Origin of the sequence: Rugamonas apoptosis, from assembly GCF_014042355.1 — a bacterium.
In the GTDB taxonomy this organism is placed as follows: domain Bacteria; phylum Pseudomonadota; class Gammaproteobacteria; order Burkholderiales; family Burkholderiaceae_D; genus Rugamonas; species Rugamonas apoptosis.
The window spans coordinates 355,374-378,201 of sequence record NZ_JACEZU010000003.1 but is presented as its reverse complement, the minus strand read 5'-3'; the positions used below and the strand labels follow the sequence as shown (position 1 = coordinate 378,201).

16 protein-coding genes are annotated in these 22,828 nt (G+C 67.0%); 6 read left to right on the top strand and 10 right to left on the bottom strand.

Annotated elements, in window-relative coordinates; all coding sequences use genetic code 11:
• Window position 1 precedes the first annotated feature (1 nt).
• From H3H39_RS08285 to aptA, 6 genes are all read right to left on the bottom strand, one after another.
• Window positions 2–1,630 (bottom strand): DUF1302 domain-containing protein, encoded by a 1,629-nt coding sequence (locus H3H39_RS08285; RefSeq protein WP_182152882.1) that lies wholly within the window; start codon window positions 1,628–1,630, stop codon window positions 2–4.
• Window positions 1,631–1,756: 126 nt separating this feature from the next.
• Complete coding sequence (locus tag H3H39_RS08280; protein WP_182152881.1) at window positions 1,757–3,139, bottom strand: DUF1329 domain-containing protein; 1,383 nt, start codon at window positions 3,137–3,139, stop codon at window positions 1,757–1,759.
• Between the two features lie 163 nt (window positions 3,140–3,302).
• Window positions 3,303–4,796, bottom strand: coding sequence for an aldehyde dehydrogenase family protein (locus H3H39_RS08275; protein WP_182152880.1), 1,494 nt, complete (start codon window positions 4,794–4,796; stop codon window positions 3,303–3,305).
• Window positions 4,797–4,814: 18 nt separating this feature from the next.
• Window positions 4,815–6,020 (bottom strand): saccharopine dehydrogenase family protein, encoded by a 1,206-nt coding sequence (locus H3H39_RS08270; RefSeq protein ID WP_182152879.1) that lies wholly within the window; start codon window positions 6,018–6,020, stop codon window positions 4,815–4,817.
• Between the two features lie 235 nt (window positions 6,021–6,255).
• Window positions 6,256–7,764: a CoA-acylating methylmalonate-semialdehyde dehydrogenase gene (locus H3H39_RS08265; RefSeq protein ID WP_182152878.1), complete on the bottom strand. Its 1,509-nt coding sequence runs from the start codon at window positions 7,762–7,764 to the stop codon at window positions 6,256–6,258.
• A 34-nt stretch (window positions 7,765–7,798) separates the two neighbouring features.
• Entirely contained in the window at window positions 7,799–9,130 is a 1,332-nt protein-coding gene (gene aptA / locus H3H39_RS08260) for an omega-aminotransferase AptA (RefSeq protein WP_182152877.1), read from the bottom strand.
• Window positions 9,131–9,225: 95 nt separating this feature from the next.
• Between aptA and H3H39_RS08255 the strand changes: the two genes are divergently transcribed.
• Window positions 9,226–10,173 (top strand): LysR family transcriptional regulator, encoded by a 948-nt coding sequence (locus H3H39_RS08255; protein WP_182152876.1) that lies wholly within the window; start codon window positions 9,226–9,228, stop codon window positions 10,171–10,173.
• Between the two features lie 63 nt (window positions 10,174–10,236).
• Here H3H39_RS08255 and H3H39_RS08250 read toward each other — a convergent pair whose 3' ends face one another.
• A complete protein-coding gene (locus H3H39_RS08250) occupies window positions 10,237–11,487 on the bottom strand; it encodes an EAL domain-containing response regulator (protein ID WP_182152875.1) in 1,251 nt (416 codons plus the stop codon).
• 37 nt (window positions 11,488–11,524) lie between these two features.
• Window positions 11,525–13,195, bottom strand: coding sequence for a methyl-accepting chemotaxis protein (locus H3H39_RS08245; protein ID WP_182152874.1), 1,671 nt, complete (start codon window positions 13,193–13,195; stop codon window positions 11,525–11,527).
• A 239-nt stretch (window positions 13,196–13,434) separates the two neighbouring features.
• Here H3H39_RS08245 and moaA point away from each other — a divergent pair, with 239 nt between their 5' ends.
• Window positions 13,435–14,472, top strand: a complete 1,038-nt coding sequence (moaA, locus tag H3H39_RS08240) for a GTP 3',8-cyclase MoaA (protein ID WP_182152873.1) — start codon at window positions 13,435–13,437, stop codon at window positions 14,470–14,472.
• 36 nt (window positions 14,473–14,508) lie between these two features.
• On the opposite strand, the gene H3H39_RS08235 is transcribed toward moaA, so the two are convergent.
• Window positions 14,509–15,927 carry an aminotransferase-like domain-containing protein gene (locus H3H39_RS08235; RefSeq protein ID WP_182152872.1) on the bottom strand — a complete coding sequence of 473 codons (1,419 nt, stop codon included), beginning with the start codon at window positions 15,925–15,927 and terminating at the stop codon, window positions 14,509–14,511.
• Between the two features lie 138 nt (window positions 15,928–16,065).
• Between H3H39_RS08235 and H3H39_RS08230 the strand changes: the two genes are divergently transcribed.
• From H3H39_RS08230 to H3H39_RS08215, 4 genes are read left to right on the top strand one after another with little or no spacing between them, the layout of a single operon-like run.
• Window positions 16,066–18,384 (top strand): FdhF/YdeP family oxidoreductase, encoded by a 2,319-nt coding sequence (locus tag H3H39_RS08230; protein ID WP_182152871.1) that lies wholly within the window; start codon window positions 16,066–16,068, stop codon window positions 18,382–18,384.
• Window positions 18,377–19,735, top strand: coding sequence for a cytochrome ubiquinol oxidase subunit I (locus H3H39_RS08225; RefSeq protein WP_182152870.1), 1,359 nt, complete (start codon window positions 18,377–18,379; stop codon window positions 19,733–19,735). Before H3H39_RS08230 ends, H3H39_RS08225 begins: the two co-directional genes overlap by 8 nt.
• A gap of 9 nt (window positions 19,736–19,744) precedes the next feature.
• A complete protein-coding gene (locus tag H3H39_RS08220) occupies window positions 19,745–20,710 on the top strand; it encodes a cytochrome d ubiquinol oxidase subunit II (RefSeq protein WP_182152869.1) in 966 nt (321 codons plus the stop codon).
• Between the two features lie 9 nt (window positions 20,711–20,719).
• Window positions 20,720–21,634: a bestrophin family protein gene (locus H3H39_RS08215; RefSeq protein WP_182152868.1), complete on the top strand. Its 915-nt coding sequence runs from the start codon at window positions 20,720–20,722 to the stop codon at window positions 21,632–21,634.
• Window positions 21,635–21,717: 83 nt separating this feature from the next.
• Here the strand turns inward: H3H39_RS08215 and fdhD are convergent, their stop codons facing one another.
• The gene (fdhD, locus tag H3H39_RS08210) at window positions 21,718–22,551 is read right to left on the bottom strand and encodes a formate dehydrogenase accessory sulfurtransferase FdhD (RefSeq protein WP_182152867.1); all 834 of its coding nucleotides are present in this window, start codon (window positions 22,549–22,551) and stop codon (window positions 21,718–21,720) included.
• Window positions 22,552–22,828 lie beyond the last annotated feature (277 nt).

Sequence of the window (22,828 nt, the reverse complement as noted above, 5' to 3'; positions counted from 1 at the left end):
GTCAGAAGTTGCGGGAAACGGTCACGCCGACGAAGCTGCGGTCGCGGTACGGCTGGTCGAACACCGTGTCGCCGCCCATGAAGCGCGCGTAATTGACGGCCACCTGCCAGTTGGCCGGGTTCTGGATGAAGCCCAGCGTGAAGTTGACCGACTGCGCCCCCTTCATGAAGGTGGCGGCGCTGTTGGGCGTGCGGCCATTGAGCGCGCGGAAGTAGAACACTTCCGGCACCACCTGCCAGCCCGGGATCAGCGTGCCGTCATACACCCAGCTGAAGTCGAAATTGATGCCCGATGAATTGCGGGTGCCCACCGCGCGTGGGATACCGGCGGGCGAATACTCCTGGCCCCAGCCCCAGCCGCCGGCCGAGATGGGCGCGCCGCCATATTCGTTCTGCAGGTCGGGGAAACGGATCGCGACCGCCTCGGCCAGCAGCGTGCCGGAATCGGCGTGCAACAGGCGCAGCAGGCCGGGCGCCGTGTCCGGCGTCAGGCTGAACATGCTGGTCACGGCCGCCTGCATGCGGGTGGTGTCGACCCAGCAGTTGCCGTTCTGCGCGGCGCAACCGGTGGTGGCCGCGTTGATCGTCACGGCGTCCTTCGGCCGGTACGAAAATTCGCCGCCGATGGCCCAGTCGCCGACCGGGAAGTTGGCCGACAGGCCATACAGCTTGCGGTCCTCGCCATACACCCAGCCCATCACGCCGTTCGGATTGTTGAAGGTGAACGAAGGCGACTTGTCGTGGTAGTTGATGGCGTAGGCGCCCAGGTTGAGCTGCGTTCCGGGCGGCTGGTAGCGCAGCGACAAGCCCCACTGGCCGCCGTTGCGGGCCTTGGTCTCCTGCAGGCCATAGGCGTCATGGCCGGCGCCGATGCCGTTGAAGGTCGACCAGTAGCTGCCCGTGGGCGGCATGTAGTTGGCATTCCAGCCCAGCTGCACATAGGCTTCCGCGTTGAAGCCGGCGCCCAGGCCCGCCGCCGCGCTGACGATAGGCGCCGGCAGGATCGCTTCCTTGAGCTGGGTGCCCGGCTGCGACAGGCGCATCAGGTCGCTCGCGTTGGTGACGTTGATGCCACCGGGGATGAACAGGCTTTCACCCCAGCTGATGACCTGGTTGCCGGCGCGGATGCGCAGCATGTGGCCGTCCACGTCAAACTTCTTGCTGACCCACAGGTCGAGCACACGGGCCTTGAAACGCAAGTCCTTGCGCGCCTCGTCGGACAGGTTGTCCGGCAGGCCGGGCGGCGTGCCAACGCTGGTCCAGCCCGTGGTCTTGGTGGCGGCGAAGTCGCGCAGCCAGCTGACGCGGGCCATCGCCGTCACGTCGTCCGGGAACTTGAGCAGCAGTTCGTGCGAGCCTTTCAGGTAGCGGGTGAAGGCGTCGCCGTTGGCGTAATTGAGGTCGCCCTGGTCGCCCAGGCCGCTGGTGGGCGACAACTGGCCGGCAGGGCCGCCGCTGTTGCCTTCGTTGATCAAGGTCGGGTTGGGTCCGCGGGTGCGGATGCCGGTGCCCACGCTGACGGTGGAATCGAAACTGCCCGAAAAATAGTCGGTATTGAAGGTCGCGGCGTGCGCGTCCAGGCCGGCGATGGACGAGCCGATCGCGCAGGCCATGATGAATGGCTTGTTCATGTGGTACTCCTGAAGACGGTGAGTGACTTGGAGGCTGGTTTAGAGGCTGGTTCAAATTGACCGTGGCGAGGCGGCCGCGCCGCGAGGCGCAGCGAAAACGAAGCCACGGTTTTTTGAAACGGTCTCTTAGCGGTCGCTGATGGCGCGCAGGTTTTCCGAGGTATAGAACGCGGCCTTGGTGCGTTCGCCCTTGCTCTCGGTGAGCCACTTCACGTCCACGCCAGCGCCGACGGTGCTGAAGTCGAACACGTAGCGCCCTTCCGGCAGGTTGTACTGGCCGAAAGCCAGCACATCGCAGGTGCCCGTCTCGTAGACCGGCACCACATAGCCTTCGCGCACCTTCCACAGCGCGCCCTGCACGTCGTAGTCCTCCGCCAGCACGGCGTTCCAGCTGTCCTCGTCGAGGTAGTAGGTACGCTTGGGCGACACGTGGCGCGCGCCCTGCTTGACCGTGCCCTCCACCACCCACACCCGGTGCAGCTCGTAGCGGCGGGTGCTGGCGGCCAGCGCGTTGCGGCCCACCACGTCCTGGATCTTGGCCTTGAAGTCATACACGCCCAGCACGTTGTACGGCACCAGCAATTCCTTCTTGCCGACGATCTTCCAGTCGAAGCGGTCGAGCGTGCCGGTGAACATATTGGTTTCGTCGAGCAGGTACTGGTTCTCGAAGCCGATCTGCGGCGCATCGTAGGCGTAGGCCGGCATGCGGCGCACGCGGCGCTGGCCGGGGAAGTAGTAGAACGTTTCGCTGTTCGGGTTATCCAGGAACACGTCGGCGGCCAAGGCCTGGCCCGCCAGCGCGGCCGGCGACTTGTAGGTAAAGTAGGTGTAGTACTCCACGTTGCCCGTCTCGCTCAGGTTGTTCGAGCCTTTTTTACCGGCCGGGAAGTAGTAGTTCTGTTCGAAGCCGGCCATGATCCAGTCCTCGCTGCCACGGCGCGGCGACACCATGGTGTAGCCGTTCTGGTATTCCACGCCCGCGCCACGGTAGCGCATCTTCATGTTCATCATGGCTTGCGCGCCGCTGGCGGGCATGGGGAACGGCGTGCCCGGCACCACGGCCGACTTCAGGCTCCAGCCGTCGGCGCCCAGCTTGGCCGTGCTGACGTTCTTGCGGGTGTTCTCGGCCACGAATTCCGGCACACCGCAGCTGCGGCGGGTCGGGTAGACCTCCATCTGAAAGCCGGGGTTCTGCTTCAACAGCGCCAGCTGGCCCGGCGTCAGCACGCTCGCATGCTGGGCCATGTTGGCGGCGTTGATGGTGTACTGCGCCTTATCGTTCTTGTACTTCCAGAAGTCCTTGCGCAGCTTGCCCCAGCTCCAGCCGTCGCTGGCTTGCGCTTCCTCTTTCCAGGCCGGGATGCGGCCATCCTTGCTGGCGGCCATTTCGCCGCCCAGCGGGGTCAAGGTGGTGCCCAGCTGGCTGGCGTCCGAGGCCCGTGCCGCACCGCCGGCCATGGCCAGGCAGGCTGCGGTCACGAGCAGGAACTGATGTTTTGCGTTTGTCATTGCTTTGGTCTCCGTCTATTTTTTATCGAGCGTTCAATCGACAATTTGTTGATTTATGCTTCTTCCACTTGATGCGACGACGCCTTTACTCACTATACCTGAACAAAGGATCGGTTTTTTGATTTGTTTTTGCTCCGTTGTAAAATTGATCAAACAGTCGAAATCAGAGCGCGGATGCGCGTGGCGAGCGATACCAATTCCAGTGGCTGCCGGCATCGAAGCGGGTGATCTGCTTCACTTCCAGGTAGGCCTCGTAGCCATGGCGTCCCAGCTCGCGGCCGATGCCGGAAGCCTTGTAGCCGCCCCAGGGCAGCTGGGTGAACGTGGGCTGGGAGCAGTTGATCCACACCACCCCGGCCCGCAGCGCGCCAGCCACCCGGTCGCAGCGTTCCAGGTCGGCCGACATCACCGCCCCGGCCAGGCCGAAACGGCTGTCGTTGGCCACGTCGATCGCCTCTGCCTCGCTGTCGAACGGGCGCACGGCCAGCACCGGGCCAAATACTTCCTCGCGCCAGATCCAGCTGTCCAGCGGCACATCGGCGAACACGGTGGGCTGCACGAAATAGCCGCGCGTCCGGTTGGCCGGCGTGCCGCCCCCCGTCACCAGGCGCGCGCCGCAAGCCTTGCCCTGCTCGATCCCCTCCAGCACGCGCCGCTTCTGCCCCGCCGAGACGATAGGCCCCATCTGCACCCCATCACGCTCGCCCGGCCCGATCACCAGCTGTTGCGCGGCCAACTTCAGCTTTTCCAGCAAGGCTTCGTAGATGGGCCGCTCCACCAGCAGGCGCGAAGTGGCCGAACAGATCTGGCCCTGGTTCCAGAACACGCCGAACTGTATCCATTCAACCGCCTTATCCAGGTCGCAATCGGCGAACACGATGAATGGCGATTTGCCGCCCAGCTCCAGGCTGACGTTACGGATATCGCGCGCCGCTGCCTGCATCACGAGCGTGCCGGTCGCCTGCGAGCCGGTGAAGGCCAGCTTGTCGACACCGGGATGGGCGCTGAGCGCCGCGCCGGCCGTCTGCCCCAACCCCGTGACCAGGTTGAACACACCCGGCGGCAGTGCGGCCTGGTGCAGGTGGCGCGCCAGTTCGACACAGGTCAGCGGACACAGTTCGGACGGCTTGAGCACCACGCAGCAGCCGGCCGCCAGCGCCGGCGCCACCTTCCACGCCGCCATCAACAGCGGGAAGTTCCACGGCGTGATGGCGCCCACCACTCCCAGCGGCTCCTTGCGGATGCGGCACTGGAAGCGGTCGTCGCCCACATCCTGCACCGCATCGCCCTCCGCCTCCACCTGTTCGGCCATGTCGGCGTAGTAGTCGAAACAAAAGGCGGCGTCGCTGATATCCAGGCGCGCTTCCTTGAGCGGCTTGCCGTTGTCGCGCATTTCCAGCCAGGCCAGCGGTTCCAGTTCGTCGCGGATGGCTTGCGCCACCCGGCGCAGGATGGCGGCGCGCTGCGTGGCCGGCATGCGTGGCCAAGGGCCATGGTCGAAGGCGCGGCGCGCGGCGGCCACCGCCGCCTCCACGTCGGCCTGCGTGCCGGCGGCGGCCCTGGCGAAGCTCTCCTCCGTCGCCGGGTCGATCACCGGCAGGAAGTCCCCCAGGGCCGGCTCGACGAAAGCGCCATCGATGTAGAGCAAAGTGCGCATGGTTCCCCCCTCGTCCATTCAGCCGATGTCGCGCGTCATGGTGATGTCGAAGTGGCGCTTCTCGGCCTCGCGGAAATAGCTGGTCGCGTTGAAGTACGCTTCGGGCGCGTACACGCCGGGCCGGCGCGGCTCGGTCAGCATCAGTTGCACGGCGATCGAGGCGTTCATCGAGGTGGCCGCGTCCACGTAACCCGCGTACATGGCGTTGGGACGCACGATCACCTGGCAGCGCGCCGTGGCAGGCTTGCCGCCAACCCGGCCGCGGCCGATGGCGAAGTGGATCTCGTGGCTTTGCTGGCTAGGAATACGGTCCTGGTTCTCGGCGATGTTACGCTGGATGACGGCGTTCAGCACGTCCAGCGGACGCACCGCCACGCCATTGACTTCCACCGTGCGGTCGTACTCGCCAAAACCAGCCTTGACCAGGCCCACCCAAGCCTCATGCTCGCGGTGCGGCAGGTGCAGCTTCCAGGTAAATTCCTTGATGCCTTTTTCGCGAATGCCGTCGGCCAGCGGCACGGTCAGCTGCTCGGAGTGGATCGAGTACATGAATTCGCAGCGGCCCCATGGCTCCGGCAGGGCGATGGTTTCCACGCCCGTCTGCGGCGCGCATTCCACATGGCGGCCGTCCAGGAACTGCAGGCAGGGATGGGCATATTCGGCCAGCACGGTCGACACGCTGTACGGCGGCACCAGCACGGGATTCTCCGGACCGCTCAGGGTGGCGGCCCAGTACAGGTTGATGCTGTCGATTTCATCCAGTTCATCGGCCACGGCGCGGCAGATCACGTTCGACATGCCGGGATCGGCGCCCACGCCCAGCACCGCCACCACGCCGGCGGCGCGGAAGCGCTCCTGCCATTCCAGCTGCTTGACGGTGTAGGTGCCCAGGCCGCCCAGGTCCACGTAGTCCACGCCGGCGCTCAGCGCCGCTTCAAAGATGGCCATCTGGAAGCCGGCCAGTGTCGGCACGGAGTTGATGCAAACGTCGGATCCGGCCAGCGCGCGCGCCAGCGCTTGCGGGTCGGCCACGTCCAGGTCATGCGCCGTCAGGCGCGCGTCGTCCAGCTCCGCGCGCAGGGCCGCCATGCGGCTACGGTCGCTGTCGAACATGCGCAGCTCACCGATCTCGATGATGCTGCGCTTGGACAGCAAGTCGCGGATGATGCCCTGCCCCATCATGCCGGCGCCGCCCAGGATGGAGATGATTACTTTCTTCGTCATATTTGCCCCTCACCAATTAAACCGAACAATTCGTCGGTATTTGAAAAATAATAACCCATAATTTTCAAAAAGCGAGGAAATTTATGGGAATTTGCGAACTTTTATTCGCGTTTTAGCGACGGCGGTAACCGTGCGCCAAACACGCGTGGGCAGCCCTCGCCATGCGCGGCGACGACTGCCAGACAGCACGCCCTGGCGGGGAGCCAGGGCGGAAGACTTGCGGATTGCTGACTGCTTACTGATTCGAGGGGAAGCTGAACACGGCGCCCTCGCGCACGCCAGCCGACGGCCAGCGCTGCGTGATCGTCTTGCGGCGGGTGTAGAACCGCACGCCATCGGGCCCGTAGGCGCCCAGGTCGCCGAACAGCGAACGCTTCCAGCCGCCGAACGAGTGGTAAGCCACCGGTACCGGCAGCGGCACGTTCACGCCCACCATGCCGACCTGGATGCTGTCGGTGAAGTAGCGCGCCGCCTCGCCGTCGCGGGTGAAGATGCAGGTTCCGTTGCCGTATTCATGCGCGTCGATCAAGTCCATCGCCTCCTGCAGCGAGTTGGCGCGCACCACGCCCAGTACCGGCCCGAAAATCTCCTCCTGGTAGATGCGCATGGCCGGCGTGACATGATCGAACAGGCATGGGCCCAGGTAATAGCCATCCTCATAACCCTTGGGCGGCGCCACCTTGCGGCCATCGACCAGCAGCGTAGCGCCCTCCGCCACGCCCTGCGCCACGTAGCCGCGCACCTTTTCCCAATGCTGGCGCGTGACCAGCGGCCCCATGTCGCTGCGGGCGTCCGTACCGGGGCCGACCTGCATCTTGGCGATCTCCATCTTGAGGCCTTCGATCAAGGCATCGGCGGTGGCATCGCCCACCGCCACCAGCAGCGGAATGGCCATGCAGCGTTCGCCGCACGAACCGTAGGCCGCCCCCATCAGCGCGCTCACGGCTTGCCCGATGTCGGCGTCGGGCATGACGATGGCGTGGTTCTTGGCCCCGCCCAGCGCCTGCATGCGCTTGCCCTGCGCGGTGCCGGTGGCGTAGATGTATTCAGCGATCGGGGTCGAGCCGACGAAGCTGACGGCTTGTACCCGCTTGTCCATCAGCAGAGCGTCGACCGCCTCCTTGTCGCCGTTGACGACGTTCAGCACGCCCGGCGGCAGGCCGGCCTGCAGCGCCAGTTGGGCGATCAGCAGCGTGGACGAGGGGTCGCGCTCGGACGGTTTGAGCACGAAGGTATTGCCGCAGGCGATGGCCAGTGGCCACATCCACAGCGGCACCATGGCCGGGAAGTTGAACGGGGTGATACCGGCCACCACGCCCAGCGGCTGCATTTCGCTCCACGAGTCGATGGCCGGACCGGCGTTCTTACTGTGCTCGCCCTTGAGCAGCTCGGGCGCGTAGCTGGCATATTCGATGTTCTCGATACCGCGCTGCAGTTCGCCCATGGCATCGCTCAGCACCTTGCCGTGTTCGGCCGTGATGAGCTGGCAAATGGCGTCGGCATGCTCCTCCAGCAGTTGTTTCAGCTTGCTCATCACGCGCGCGCGCTTGAGCGGCGGCGTGGCGCGCCAGGCCGGGAACGCAGCCTGGGCCGAGGCGACGGCGGCCGCCACGGTCTGCTGGTCAGCCAGCAGCACGCGCTTTTCCGCCACGCCGGTGGCGGGGTTGTAGACGGCTTGCGCGCGCTCGCCGGTAAGAACGGTCTGGCCGTCGATCAGGTGGCCGATGGTGTGCTTAGCTTGCATATGCGATATTCCTGTGATGGTGATGGTGGCGCGATCAGGCGGTGGCACGAATCGCTTCGCCCAGCGCATTGACCAGCAGGTCGATCTCGGCCGGGGTGGAAATGAACGGCGGGGCCAGTTGGATGGTGTCGCCGCCGTAGCGCACGTAGAAGCCCTTCTTCCAGCAATGCATGGCGATCTCGTAGGGCCGGCGCGCTGGTTCGCCCGGCACTGCGGCGATGGTCAGGCCGGCGGCCAGGCCTATATTGCGGATGTCGGTGATATGTGGCTCGCCTTTGAGGCTGTGCACGGCCCGCTCGAAATGGGGCGCCAGCGCGTTCACGCGATCGAGCATGTTCTCACTTACCAGCACGTCGAGCGCGGCCAGGCCGGCGGCGCAAGCGACGGGGTGCGCCGAGTAGGTGTAGCCGTGCGCGAATTCGACCATGTATTCCGGACCGCCCTGGGCCATGAAGGTGTCGTAGATCTCCTTCGACGCCAGCACGGCGCCCAGCGGCTGGGCGCCGTTGGTCACCTGCTTGGCCACGTTCATGATGTCCGGCGTGACGCCGAAGGCTTCGGCGGCCGTGTAGGACCCGACCCGGCCAAAGCCGGTGATCACTTCGTCGAAGATCAGCAGGATATTGTACGCGGTGCAGATCTCGCGCAGGCGCTGCAGATAGCCCTGCGGCGGGATCACCACGCCGGCCGAACCGGAGAACGGTTCCACGATCACAGCCGCGATGTTGGAGGCGTCGTGCAGCGCGATCAGGTCCAGCAGTTCGTCGGCCAGTTCAGCGCCCTGCTGCGGCATGCCGCGCGTAAAAGCGTTCTCCTTGCGCAGCGTGTGCGACAGGTGGTCGGCCTGGATGCCCTGGCCGAACAGCTTGCGGTTGCCGGCGATGCCACCCACCGAGATGCCGCCGAAGTTGACGCCGTGGTAGCCCTTCTCGCGGCCGATCAGCAGCGTCTTGCTGGCCTGGCCCTTGGCGCGCCAGTAGGCACGGGCCATCTTGAGCGAGGTATCGGCCGACTCGGAACCGGAGCCGGTGAAGAACACGTAATCGAGTCCATCCGGCGTCAATTCCTTGAGGCGGTTGGCCAGCGCGAACGATTGCGGGTGGCCGAACTGGAACGCAGGCGCGTAGTCCAGCGTGGCGACCTGGCGGCTGACCGCTTCCGTGACCTTGGGATGACCATGGCCCAGGCCACTGCACCACAGGCCGGACAGGCCGTCGAATATCTGGCGGCCATCGTTGTCGGTGTAGTAGCAGCCCTGGCCACCGACGATGATGCGCGGGTCGGCCTTGAAATTGCGGTTGCCGGAAAACGGCATCCAGTGTGCTTCCAGCCAGGCGGCGTCGGTGCGCGATTCGCCATGTTTCATGTGTTTCTCCTGTCAGACAGATTACGGTGACGCTGATTCTAGGGTAGTATTTCACTTTCATATTTATATATTTATCACTGTTCAGTTAGCGATTTATGAAAGTAAAAACCAAGGCCGTGCTGGGCCAGTTGAGCGACATGGATTTCCGTCTGTTGCAGGTGTTCCGCAGCGTGGTCGATTGCGGCGGCATGGCCGCGGCCGGGCTGGAGCTCAATATCGGCATTTCCACCGTGAGCCGCCATGTGAAGGATCTGGAACAGCGGCTCAAGCTGACCTTGTGCAGCCGTGGCCGCGCCGGTTTCGCGCTGACGGCCGAAGGGGAGCGCATCTACGAGGAGACCCAGCGCCTGCTGGCCAGCGCGGACGCCTTCCGCGCCGGCGTGGACGACATCCACCGCCGCATGGGCGGGCAATTGCACGTGGCCGTATTCGACAAGACGGCCAGCAATCCGGCCTGCAGGATCAGCGCGGCGATCGCGCTGTTCGCCGAGCAGGCGCCGGAAGTGGCGTTGAATTTTCATGTCGCCACCATCAACATGATCGAGCGCGGCGTCATCGATGGCCAGTTCCAGGTGGGGATCATCCCCGCCCACCGCAGTTCGGACAGCCTCAGTTACGACACCCTGTTCGACGAAACCATGCAGCTGTATTGCGGCGCCGGCCATCCCCTGTTCGATGGCGACGATACGGACCTGGACTGGAACAGCATCCGCGCTTATCAATTCGCCGGGCTGGGCTACCACTCGCCCAACATGGAGCTGAGCCAGCAGGTGCGGCTGCCGCGCAAGGCCACCGGCTTTGACCAGGAGTCGATCGCCACGCTGATCCTGTCGGGCCGCTTCCTGGGCTTCTTACCGGACCACTACGCGCGCGGCTTCGTTGAAGACGGCAAGATGCGGGCCGTGCGTCCCGCGCTGTTCCACTACCACTGCGATTTCGTCGCCATCCTGCGCGGCTCGCCCCTGCCGTCGCGCGTGGCGCAGGCGTTCCGCCAGTGCCTGCTGGCGGTGCATGGCGTGGATGGCGGCGCGCAGCAGGGCTGATGCCCAGCCAGGCGGCGCGCAGCGCTGGCCCGCCCGCGTGCCAGGCCGGAGCCGCGCCGCTCGTCAGGCCGCGGCCTGCTGCCGCTGGGCCGGTTCGGCCAGCAGGCGGGCGTCCGGGCGCCACGCCGACAACTCGGCGAATGGCATCGGCCGCGCGATCAGGTAGCCTTGCGCCTGGTCGCAGCCCAGCGCGCGCATGAAGGCCCAATCCTCCGGCGTTTCGATGCCTTCGGCCACCGACGTCATGCCCAGCTGCTGCGCCGAGGCGATGGCCTGGCGCAGCAGCGGTTCCAGGTGCGGCCGCTTCCAGGCGTCATGCACGAGCCGGCAGTCGAGCTTCAGTTCGCTGAACGGGATGCGCGACATCTGCAGGATGGACGCGTGGCCGGCGCCATAATCGTCCAGCGACAGCTGATGTCCTTGCAGGCGCAGCTTGAGCAGCACCCGCAGCGCCACGCCCAGGTCGGCCACTTCCTCATGCTCCGTCACCTCGAACACGATGGCCGAAGGCGGCAGGCCGGAGCGCCGCAGCGCGCGCGCGATCTGGTCGGCCAGGTCCGGATTGGTCAGCGAGACCGGCGACAGGTTGACCGAAATCGGCAGCGGGCAACCGGCCGCCCGCAGCTCCAGGCCGTGGCCAAGCGCCATACGCAGCACCTTCATGGTCAGCAGGTCGATCAGGCCCGCCGCTTCCGCTTGCGGCAGGAAGGCGGCCGGCGCCAGCACGCCATGACGGGGATGGCGCCAGCGCAGCAAGGCCTCGGCGCCGCAACGCTCACCGCTGCCCAGCGCGATCTTGGGCTGGTAATACAGCTCGAACTCGTCGCGCAGCAAACCGGTGCGGATGTCGGGCACGTCCAGCGCCGGCTGCACGCGCGGCGCCGGATCGGGTACGGCAACCAGGCTGGCATGGGTGGCCGCGCAGTCGGCCATGGCGGCACGCAGCGCGGTCGCCGTCAGCGGGCCGACGACAGCCGCGCCGGCACGCAAGCCGAGCGCGGACGCCAGCGCCAGTGCCGTGTCCTGGATGCGCGGACAGCTGGCCCCGCACAGCACCAGGCGCAAGTCGTGCCCCGTGGCGGCCAGCGCGCGCAGCAGGTCGGCGCCGTCCATGTCGGGCAAATCCAGGTCGATGATGACCAGGTCGGGCCGGACGGCCAGCGATGCGATCAGCGCAATCCCGGCATGGCCCGTGCCGCACCAGCCGTCCAGCACGCAACCAAGCTGGCGGCTGGCCGCCACCGCACGGCCACGTTCGTGCTCGTCGCCCACGATGATGACGGTGCGTGGCGGCGAATGACAAAAGGCGTTCATGATCTCGCTCCTTGAGGGCTGCAACAGCGGACGGCTATCAAGCCGCTTCGGCCAGGGCCAGCGCGCGGGCGGGCCGGACGGCCCTGCCCTGCGGCCGTGCTTCGCGCTGGTGCGGCGCTGCGGAACGGCCTTGCACGTGGGCCGGCGGCGCGGCGTCATCGATACGGAAGCGGCTCACGGCGAGCGCCAGCTGGCCCGCCTGCTCCTGCATGGATTGGGCGGCCGCCGCCACCTGCTCAACCAGCGCGGCGTTCTGCTGCGTGCCCTGGTCCATGTCGACCACGGCGCGGCTGCAGGCGACGATGCCGCTGTGCTGTTCGGCGCTGGCGTGGCGGATCTGCGCCATGATCGCCTCGACCCGGGCCACGCTGTCGATGATGTCGCGCATGGCGCCGCCGGTCTGCGCCACCATCGCCGCGCCGGCATGGGCCTGGCCGGTCGCGGTGGCGATGAGCTGGCCGATCTGCTGGGCGGCGGCGGCCGAACGCTGCGCCAGCTGGCGTACTTCCGACGCTACCACGGCGAAGCCGCGTCCCGCGTCGCCGGCGCGCGCCGCCTCCACGGCGGCGTTGAGCGACAGGATATTGGTCTGGAACGCAATGCCGTCGATCAGGCCGATGATCTCGGCCATCTGCCTGGCAGAACGGGTGATATCGTCCATGCGCTCCGTGACGGCAGCCACCGCCTCCCCGCCCCGTTCTGCCGCCGCCGACGCCTGCCGCGCCAGCTGGTTGGCCGCCTCCGCGCTGGCGCTGTTCTGCTCCACCGTGACGCTCAACTGCTCCATGGCGGCCGCCGTTTCTTCCAGGCTGGCCGCTTGCTGCTCCGTGCGCGCCGACAAATCCAGGTTGCCCGCCGCGATCTGGGCTGAAGCGGAGGCGATCTGGTCGGCGTCGCGCCGCACCAGCCCCACCAGCCGGCCCAGGTGGTCGCGCATGTGCTCCATTTCATACATCATGCTGCTACGGTCGCCGGGGCGCAAGGCGATGGCGCCCGTCAGGTCGCCCTCGGCGACGCGGGCCGCCACCGTGGCCGCCCAGCCAGGCTCGCCACCGAGTTCGCGCCGCAGGCGGCCGATGATGAGTGCCGCCACCGCGGTGGAGCACAACAGCGCCAGCGCGCCCAGCCCCAGCATCTTGAAGCGCGTGGCCGCATAGGCTTGCACCGCTTCCTCGCGCGAGGCGTTCATCAGCGCCACCTCGTTGCTGATCTGGGCGGCCATGGCATCGCGGCAAGCCTGCAACATGGGTTTGACGGACTCGTTCAGGTAGGCGCGCGCTGCCGCATCGCGCCCGGACTGCACCATGGCGATCAACTGCTCTTGACCGACGGCATACGCTTGCAGGCTGGCCACCACCTGCTGCAGGGCGGCCCGCCCGCCGGCGCTGACCACGCGCCGATCCAGCTCCGCCGTATTGGCATCGATCTCGCCGCGGAAGGTGGCGATATCGTCGATCTGGCGGCGCCGCACGGCCGGGTCATCGGTCAGCATCACATTGCGCAGTGCGACCGCGATATCGGTGACCCGCAGGCGCACGTGTGTGGCCAGTTCGATCCGGGGCCAGCGGTCGCCCGCCATGCTGGCGGCAACGGCATTGAGCTTGCCTTGTTCGCTCAGGCCGAGCGCGATCACGGCGGCCAGGAAAACGCAGACGGTGCCGAAGCCGGCCATGAGCAAGGTCGCGACCTTGAAGCGGGTAGTATTCATGATGGAGACTCTCCAGTGAGGTAGGCGGCGTGAGGCTGGATGATGCTGTCTGCCGCGTGAACAACATGGCCGAAGAATACGGCGGCCAGGGCGGCGCCGGAGAGCACAGCTTCAGCCAATCCGGGCCAGTACAGCCGCGCGCCGTTCCCGCTGTGCTCCCGCTGCGCGCCCGCTGTGCTCCATGATCGGGGCGGCCACTGTACTCCTGCGCCCCGCCGCCGCGGCGCTATGCTGGTTGCATGAATACGCCATCCGACCTCCGCGATACCCGTGGCCGCCCGCTGAAGGACTTGCGCCTGTCCGTGATCGACCAGTGCAATTTCCGCTGCCCCTACTGCATGCCGAAAGAACGCTACGGCCCCGACTTTCCCTTCATGCCATCCAGCGAACGGCTGTCGTTCGAACAGCTGACCCGGCTGGCGCGCACTTTCGTCAGCCTCGGTGTCGAGAAGATCCGCATCACGGGTGGGGAGCCATTGCTGCGCAAGGACCTGCCGCGCCTGATCGAAAGCCTGGCGGCCATGCGCACGCTCGATGGCCGCCCGCTCGATATCGCGCTGACCACCAACGGTTCCCTGCTGGCGGCCAGGGCCCAGTCGTTGAAAGATGCGGGGCTACGGCGCGTGACGGTCAGCCTCGATAGCCTGGACGAGGCGCTGGGCGGCCGCATGAACGGCGTCGGCTTTCCCGTCGCGCGCATATTGGAAGGCATCGCCGCGGCCCAGCGCGTGGGACTGGCGCCCGTGAAGGTCAACACGGTGATCGAGCGCGGCGTGAACGACAGCCAGATCCTGCCGCTGGTGCGCCATTTCCGCCACAGCGGCGTGCAGTTGCGCTTCATCGAATACATGGACGTGGGCGGCGCCAGCCGCTGGAACCCCGCCCAGGTGCTGGAAGCGGACGCCATGCGCGCCATCGTCGGGGAACATTACCGGCTGGTGCCCGACAGCGCCGCACAGGGCCACGATACGGCCGAACTGTGGCAGCACGCCGACGGCGCCGGCGCCATCGGCTTCATTTCCAGCATGTCCCATCCGTTCTGCGGCAGCTGCGTGCGGGCGCGCGTGGCGGCCGACGGCAAGGTCTACCTGTGCCTGTTCGCCCGGCACGGCACGGACTTGCGTCCCTGGCTGGGCGCGGGCCAGGAAGCCGCGCTGGCCGAACAAATAACGGCGTTGTGGCAGGCGCGCGCGGACCGCTACTCCGAACTGCGCGACAGCACGGCCAGCGCGCCCGTTACGCACCGCATCGTACGCATGTCGCTGGTGGGCGGGTGAGCGCGGCGGCGCCGGGCGCGGCCCAGGTCCGCCGGCTTATGCCAGCTGCGCCACCAGGCGCCCCAGCATGCGCAGCGCATCCTCGATCTCCTTCGACCATTCGTAGCTGTAATTGAGCCGGATGTAATTGGCATAGCTGCCGCGCGCGGAAAACATGTGGCCGGGCCCCACCGTGATCTTGCGCTCCAGCGCCAGCGCATACAGCTTCATCGCGTCGACGCCAGCCGGCAGTTCCACCCACAGCACATACCCGCCCTGCGGCTCGCTCACCCGCGTACCAGGCGGGAAAAAGCGCAGCACGGCGGCCGCCATCATGCGGGCGCGCTGTTCATAACCCTTGCGTACCTTGCGCAAATGGCGGTCGTAACCATCGTTCAGCAAATACTCGGCGATGGCCATCTGCGGCAGCGTGGGGGTGGTGAGCGTGTTGAGGAACTTGAGCTTCTCCACCTGCGCCGTATAGCGCCCCGGCAGCGCCCAGCCGATGCGGTAATTGGCCGTCAGGCTCTTGGAAAACGAACAGCAGTGCAGCACCAGGCCCTTGGTGTCGTAGGCCTTGAGCGAGGTCGGGTGGCTGTCGCCGTAATACAGCTCGTGGTAGACGTCGTTCTCGATCACGGGAATGTCATGGCTCGATAACAGCGCCACCAGTTCGCGCTTGCGCACGTCCGACATCTGGAAGCCCATCGGATTCTGGAAGTTCGGCATCACCATGCAGGCCGCCACGCGCTGCTGCGTGAGGATGGAACGCAGCGCCTCCACGCTGATGCCCTCGCGCGGATCGGTCGGCACTTCCAGCGCCCGCATGCCCATGCGTTCTATCGCGTGCAGCATGGCATAGAACGTCGGCGATTCCACGGCCACCGTGTCGCCTGGCCGCGCCACGGCCTGCAGGCACAGGTTGATGGCCTCGGTGGCGCCCACGGTGACGATGATTTCCGACGGATCGACGGCCAGCCCGTTCTCCATGTGACGCCGCGCGATCTGGCGTATCAGCTCCGGATTCCCGGGCGGCAGGTCGTCCATCACGCTCCAGTGCTGGGCGCGGCGCGCCAGCGCGTTGGCGTACTGGCTGATGCGGGGCCAGGGGAACGGCGACGGGTCCGGGTACGGTGAACCGAGCGGCACGGCGCCCTGGGTCCGTATCGTGCGCAGGGTCGACAGCACCAGCCGGCTCACGTCCACCTCCGACGACAGCACCAGCGCCGGCGCCGCCGGCGCAGGGGCCGGACGCGGCGCGGCGCCCGGCCGGGGGCGAACGAAGTAGCCCGATTGGGGACGGCTCTCGATCACGCCGCGGCTTTCGAGCATCGAAAAGGCGCGCAGCACGGTGCTGATGCTCAGGCCACGGTGCTGGCTGGTCTGGCGCACGGACGGCAGTTTGTCGCCCTCGCGCAGCACGCCACGGGCGACCTGGCTCTCGATATCGGCAACAAGGGACTCGTACAGGTTCATGCGAATGAGTATATCGCAGCAACCGGGCCGCCGGACCGGCCGTAGCGCTGTACCCCTCCGGCCCGCGCATTTCTGTACGCCCCGCCCCGGGCCCATCGCGCCGACACTGGCAGTACCAACCGAACGGAGTCTATCGACATGGATAACAAGGACAACACGGGCCGCATCGCCCCTTACAACAACCCCGCCGGCGGCTGGGGGGCGCTGAAGTACGTGGCGCTGAACCTGTTCCGCGAGCGGGTCAGCGCGGGCAACCTCAACACCCTGCTGTCGCAGAACCAGCCCGATGGCTTTGACTGCCCCGGCTGTGCCTGGCCGGACCGCGCGCACACGTCCACCTTCGAGTTCTGCGAGAACGGCGCGAAGGCCGTGGCGGCCGAAGCGACCAGCAAGCGCGTGCGGCCCGATTTCTTCGCCCGCCACACGGTGACGCAACTGATGGAGCAATCGGACTACCAGCTCGAACAGCATGGCCGGCTCACCGACCCGATGGTGTACGACAGCGCCAGCGACAAGTACGTGCCCATCGCCTGGGACGACGCATTCGGCCTGATCGCCCGCCACCTGAACGCGCTGGACACCCCGGACCAGGCGGCGTTCTATACCTCGGGCCGGGCCAGCAACGAAGCGGCCTTCCTGTACCAGCTGTTCGTGCGCATGTACGGCACCAACAACTTCCCCGATTGCTCCAACATGTGCCACGAGGCCACCAGCCGCGGCCTGCCGCACACGGTGGGCATCGGCAAGGGCACGGTCACGCTGGACGACTTCGAGCTGGCCGACGCGATCCTGATCTTCGGCCAGAACCCGGCCACCAACCATCCGCGCATGATGGGCGAACTGCGCGAATGCGCGCGGCGCGGCGCGGCCGTCGTCTCCATCAACCCGCTCAAGGAACGGGGGCTGGAACGCTTCCAGGACCCGCAAAGCCCGGGCGAGATGCTGCTCAATTCGGCCACCCGCATCAGCAGCATGTTTGTCCAGCCGCGCCTGAGCGGCGACTTCGCCCTGGTCAAGGCCATCGCCAAGCGCGTGCTGGAACTGGACGACGAGGCGCTGGCCGCCGGCCGCTGCCGCATCCTGGACACGGACTTCATCGCCAGCCACACGGTCGGCTTCCATGCGTTCGCGCGCGACCTGCGCAGCGAAAGCTGGCACCTGCTGCTGGAGGAATCGGGCGTGGAGCGCGAGCAGATCGAACGCCTGGCGCGCCTCTACGTCAACAGCGAGCGCGTGATCGCCTGCTGGGGCATGGGCCTGACCCAGCACCAGAATTCCGTGGCGACGATCCAGATGCTGTCGAACCTGATGATGATGCGCGGGAATATCGGCCGGCCCGGCGCCGGCCTGTGCCCCGTGCGCGGCCACTCCAACGTGCAGGGTAACCGCACGGTGGGCATCGAGGAACAGCCGGGCGCCGGATTCCTCGACCGGCTGGGACAGGTGTTCAGCTTCGAACCGCCGCGCCGGCACGGCCTGGATGTCGTCTCCACCATCGCCGCCATGATCGATGGCCGCGTCAAGGTCTTCGTCGGCCTGGGCGGCAATTTTGCCAGCGCCACGCCCGACACGCCGCTGACCTGGCAAGGCCTGCGCCAGTGCGCGCTGACGGTGCATGTGGCCACCAAGCTCAATCGCAGCCACCTGGTCCACGGCCGGGACGCGCTGATCCTGCCCACGCTGGGCCGCACCGAAGTCGACCTGCAACAGGGCGTGGCCCAGGGCGTGACCGTGGAGGACTCGATGAGCATGGTACACATCTCGTTCGGCATCAACCAGCCCGCCTCGCCGGCGCTGCTGTCGGAGATTGCCATCGTGGCCCGCATGGCCCACGCCACGCTGGGCGACGCCAGCGTCGACTGGCTCGGGCGCGCCGCCAACTACGCCCTGATCCGCGACGATATCGAGCAAGTGTTCGACGACTTCCACGACTACAACGCGCGCGTGGCCAAGCCTGGCGGTTTCCACCTGAAGGTCGCGTCGCGCCTGCGCGAGTGGGCCACGGACAGCGAGAAAGCGCAATTCATCGTCAACGCCATCGTCCGCGACACGCCCATCCACCGCGCCCGCGCCCTTCACGGCGAGCGCCTGCTGACGCTGATGAGCACCCGCTCGCACGACCAGTACAACACTACCATCTACGGCCTGGACGACCGTTACCGGGGCGTGTTCGGCCTGCGCCGGGTGGTCTTCATCCACCGCGACGACCTGCGCATGCTGGGCATGCGGGCCGGCGACCGGGTCGACATCACCAGCGTCTGGGACGATGGCGTGGAACGCCGCGCGGACGGCTTCCTGCTGGTCGAATACGACATCCCGCGCGGCTGCGTGGCCGCCTACTACCCCGAAACCAATCCGCTGGTGCCGCTGGCCAGCGTTGCCGTGGGCGCCGGCACGCCCACCTCCAAGTCCATTCCCGTCCTGCTGCATCCATCACAAGGAGACCATCATGCATGATGCAACGCTGATGCTGTCGCGCGCACAGTTCGCGCTGACGGCCATCTTTCACATCCTGTGGCCGATCCTCACGATCAGCCTGTCGGCCTTCATCCTGCTGATGGAAGCGCTGTGGATACGGCGCGGCGAAGTGCTCTACTACCAGCACGTGCGCTACTGGAGCAAGCTGCTGGTGCTTAATTTCGCCGTCGGCGTGGTGAGCGGCATCCCGATGGAATTCCAGTTCGGTACCAACTGGGCGCCGTTCTCGCGCTATACCGGCTCCTTCATCGGCAATATCCTCGGCTTTGAGGGCGCCATGGCCTTCATGCTGGAAGCCGGTTTCATCGGCGTGATGCTGTGGGGCTGGGGCCGCGTGCCGCGCACGGTGCACCTGTTCGCCACGGCGATGGTGGCGCTGGGCTCCACCATTTCCGCGTTCTGGATCATGGTAGCCAACTCGTGGATGCAAACCCCGGCCGGCGTGGCCGTGGTGGACGGGCGCCTGGTGGTGACCGACTACCTGGCCGCCATCTTCAATCCCGGCATGGCGCACGGCGTTGCCCACATGTGGCTGGCGGCCATGGAAACGGGCCTGTGCGTGGTGGCCGGCATCTCCGCCTGGCACCTGTATCGCAACCGCCAGGCGCCCTTCTTCGTCCGTTCATTCCGGCTCGCGCTGGGCATGCTGGCCGTGGTGGCGCCATTGCAGGTGGCCGTGGGTGACGCCAGCGGCGCCGCCCTGTTCGAACAGCAGCCGGCCAAGGGCGCGGCCATCGAGGGCCACTGGGAGACCAATGGGCCCGGCCATGGCGCCGCCTGGTCGCTGCTGGCATGGCCGAACAAGACCGAACAACGCAACGACTGGTCCATCGAAGTACCCAACGCCCTGAGCATGCTGGCCACCCACCGCATGGACGGCAAGGTAACCGGCCTGCGCGACATCGCCGTGGCGGACCAGCCGCCGGCCCTGCCCTTGCTGTACTACGCGTTCCGCGTCATGGCCGGCATCGGCGTGCTGTTCGCGGCGCTGGCCTTGTGGACCGTGTGGGCCATGCGCCGCGCACGCGGCCAGTTGAGCGCGCTGCTGGCCCGGCGCAAGCTGCTGCTGGCCTGGACGCTGTGCATTCCGCTGCCCTATGTGGCCGTCGAGTGCGGCTGGATCGTGCGCGAGGTGGGACGCCAGCCGTGGTCCGTGTACGGGCTGCTGCGCACCAGCGAAGCGGCGTCCTCCGTCGCGGCTGGCGCCGTCTGGTCCAGCACCGCCATGTTCATCGCCTTTTACGCCCTGCTGCTGACCGCGTTCGCCATCTATTCCCGCAAATGGCTGCGCGAAGGCCCGGACCTGGCGCAACAACCACCTGCCATCTAAGGAGTCATCATGCATACCATACTGACCAATGCCTGGTTCGGCCTCATGGGCCTGATGCTGGTGTTCTACGTCATTACCGACGGATTCGACCTCGGGGTCGGCATCCTCACCCTCGTCACCCCGCGCGAGCAGGACCGCGACCAGATCTTCTCGTCCATCGGCCACGTGTGGGACGCCAACGAAACCTGGCTGGTGGTGCTGGGCGGCGCCATGTTCGGCGCCTTCCCGCTCGCCTACGCCATGTTGATGGAACAGCTGTACGTACCCGTCATGCTGCTGGTCGGTTCGCTGATCGCCCGTGGCGCGGCCATCGAGTTCCGCCACGCGGCCGTGCGCAAGCGCGGCTGGGACCTGATGTTCGGCCTGGGCAGCCTGGGCGCGTCCGCCTGCCAGGGCGTGGTGCTGGGCAAGGTCATCACCGGCCTGGCGCCGGGCGCGCTGGCGGGCACGTTCACGGCCCTGTGCGCGCTGGGTGTGATCGCCGGCTATGCCCTGCTGGGCGCGACCTACCTGGTCAAGAAGGTGCATGGCGAACTGGTGGAAACGGCACGCCGCCAGGCGACCGGTACGCTGATGGCGACGATGGCCGCGGCCGTGCTGCTGTCGGCCGGCACCATGCTGTTCAGCGAAATAGGCCATGACCGGTGGATGCAGCCGGCCGTGCTGGCGTTACTGGCGCCGCTCGCGCTGCTGGCCGCCTGCGCCGGTGGCTATGTGCTCTATGCGCTGTACGTGGGCTCCAGCCATGGCCCGTTCCGCGGCGCCATCGGCTTGTTTGCCGCGTCGTTCGCCGGCTTGGCGGTCAGCCTGTTCCCCGACCTCGTGCCCGGCAAGCTGACCATCGCGGCGGCGGCCGCGGACGGCGCCACGATGGCCTTCATGTTGTGCGGGATCGCCGTCGTGTTCCCCATCATGGTCGGCTACAACCTGTACCAGTACCACGTGTTCCGTGGCCGCGTCCCGTTGCAGCATTAAGGAGGCGCCTTGATCATCCGCCCTCCAAGCAACTGGTTCCGCATGCTGCTGGTGTGGAACGGCTCCGTGCTGCCCTCGATTCTGCCGCAACTGGCGCTGATACTGGCCATCAGCGTGGCGGCGCTGCTCGGCCACGGGCGCATCCTGGGCGAGCGCGTGCCGCTCGATACCGCGCCGTTCCCCCTGCTCGGTATCAGCCTGGCGATCTTCCTCGGCTTTCGCAACAACGCCAGCTACCAGCGCTACCTGGAAGCGCGCCAGCTGTGGGGTCACATCCTGGCCGCGGCGCGCACCCTGACTTCGCAGACACTGGCCTACCTGCCGGCGGAGCGGCTGGACCATGCCCGCTTCGCGCGCCAGCTGGTCGCCTTCGTGCACCTGCTGCGGCACCAGCTGCGCGGCACGGATGCCGGCCGCGACCTGGAGCGGCTGCAGGGTCCGGAGGCGGTGGCCCTGGCACGCGCGCGCACCTACCGCCCGATCATGGCGCTCAACGACATGCGCCGCGCCTTGCAAGAAGCGTGCGCCGGCTTGCCCGGCGGCGCGCAAACCGTGTGGATGCTCGACGTCCAGCTCAACAACCTGGCCGATGCGGTGGCCGGCTGTGAACGGATCGCCGGCACGCCCATCCCCTATCCCTACGGCGTGCTGCTGCACCGGACCATCTACGCCTATTGCTTCCTGCTGCCGTTTGGCCTGGTGCACGCGATCGGCGCGGCGACGCCGCTGATCGCCGTATTTGTCGCCTACACCCTGGTGGCACTGGAAGCCATAGCCCAGGAAATCGGCGAGCCGTTCGGCACCGCACCGAACTGCCTGGCGCTGGACGCCATGAGCCGCACCATCGAGCGGTCGGTGCTGGAGCTGTGCGGCCAGCCGCTGCCGCCGGACGCGCCGGTCGGCAAAGGCTATCAGATCGATTGAACGGGAGGTGTAGTGTCGGGGGCTGGCAAGCGGAAGACATTACCGATTGCCAGCCCCCCAGGGCATGGCGCGCCAGGTGCGCGTCAAGGAGCGGCGCTCACGATATCGGCGCTGTTGGTATAGTCGACAAAGCCGTCGGCGCGGCAGAAGCTCACCAGTTTCAATCCGGCCTGTCCGGCGATGTCGATGGCCAGGCTGGTGGGCGCGGAGATGGTGGCGAGCATGGGGATGCCGACCCGCGCCGCCTTGCGCACCAGTTCATAGCTGGCGCGGCTGGACAGGAAGACGAAGCCGGCGCGCAGATCGGCGCCCTGCATGACCAGGTGCCCGATCAGCTTATCGAGGCCGTTATGCCGGCCCACATCCTCGAACACCGCCTGCACCGTGCCATCGAGCCCGCACCAGGCCGCCGCGTGGACGCCGCCTGTCGCGCGCATCAATACCTGGTGCTGGCCCAGCCCGCGCGCCGCGCGCGCGAGCGCAGGCGCCAGCGGCGCGGGCAACGGGGCCGGTGGCATGGGCGCCGGTTCCAGGTCCAGCAACGCCAGACTCTCGATGCCGCAAATGCCGCAGCCGGTGCGGCCGGACAGCGCGCGGCGCCGCTGCTTGAGCTGCATGAAGGCGCCCTGGCCGATGGTGAGCTGCACTTCGGCCGCCGCCGGCAACTGGTGCACGGCCACGTCATGGATGTCGGACTGGTCGGGCACGATGCCTTCGGTGAGCGCAAAGCCCACGGCCAGCGCTTCCAGGTCGCGGGGTGTGGCCATCATCACGGCATGGGAGATGCCGTTGAAAACCAGTGCCACCGGCACTTCCTCGGCCACGTGGTCCGTTACGCGGGCGGGCACCAGGCCGCGATGGCGCATGACCGTCCGCTGCTGGCAGCCGCTGGGTTGGGGGGAGAGATCGGGTCGCATGTACACCTCAGGAGATTGATTCTGGCAACTTGCATGGTAAGCACGGCGTACGCGCGATGGGGGCACAGTCGGACGGCAGGCGCGAGAGTACAGACCGCGCGGGACGGGTCTTGCCATTTGGCCCACGCGGTCGAACCGGTATCGCGCCGCGCTGGTTGTACGCACGCATCCTCTCGGACACCATCACCCAAAGTACCGACGTTTTAGTCAGATTACAACACGGCCACCGCCAAGTAGCCGCCACACCCGCCGCTAGCCAGCGAATCCGGCTCCACGC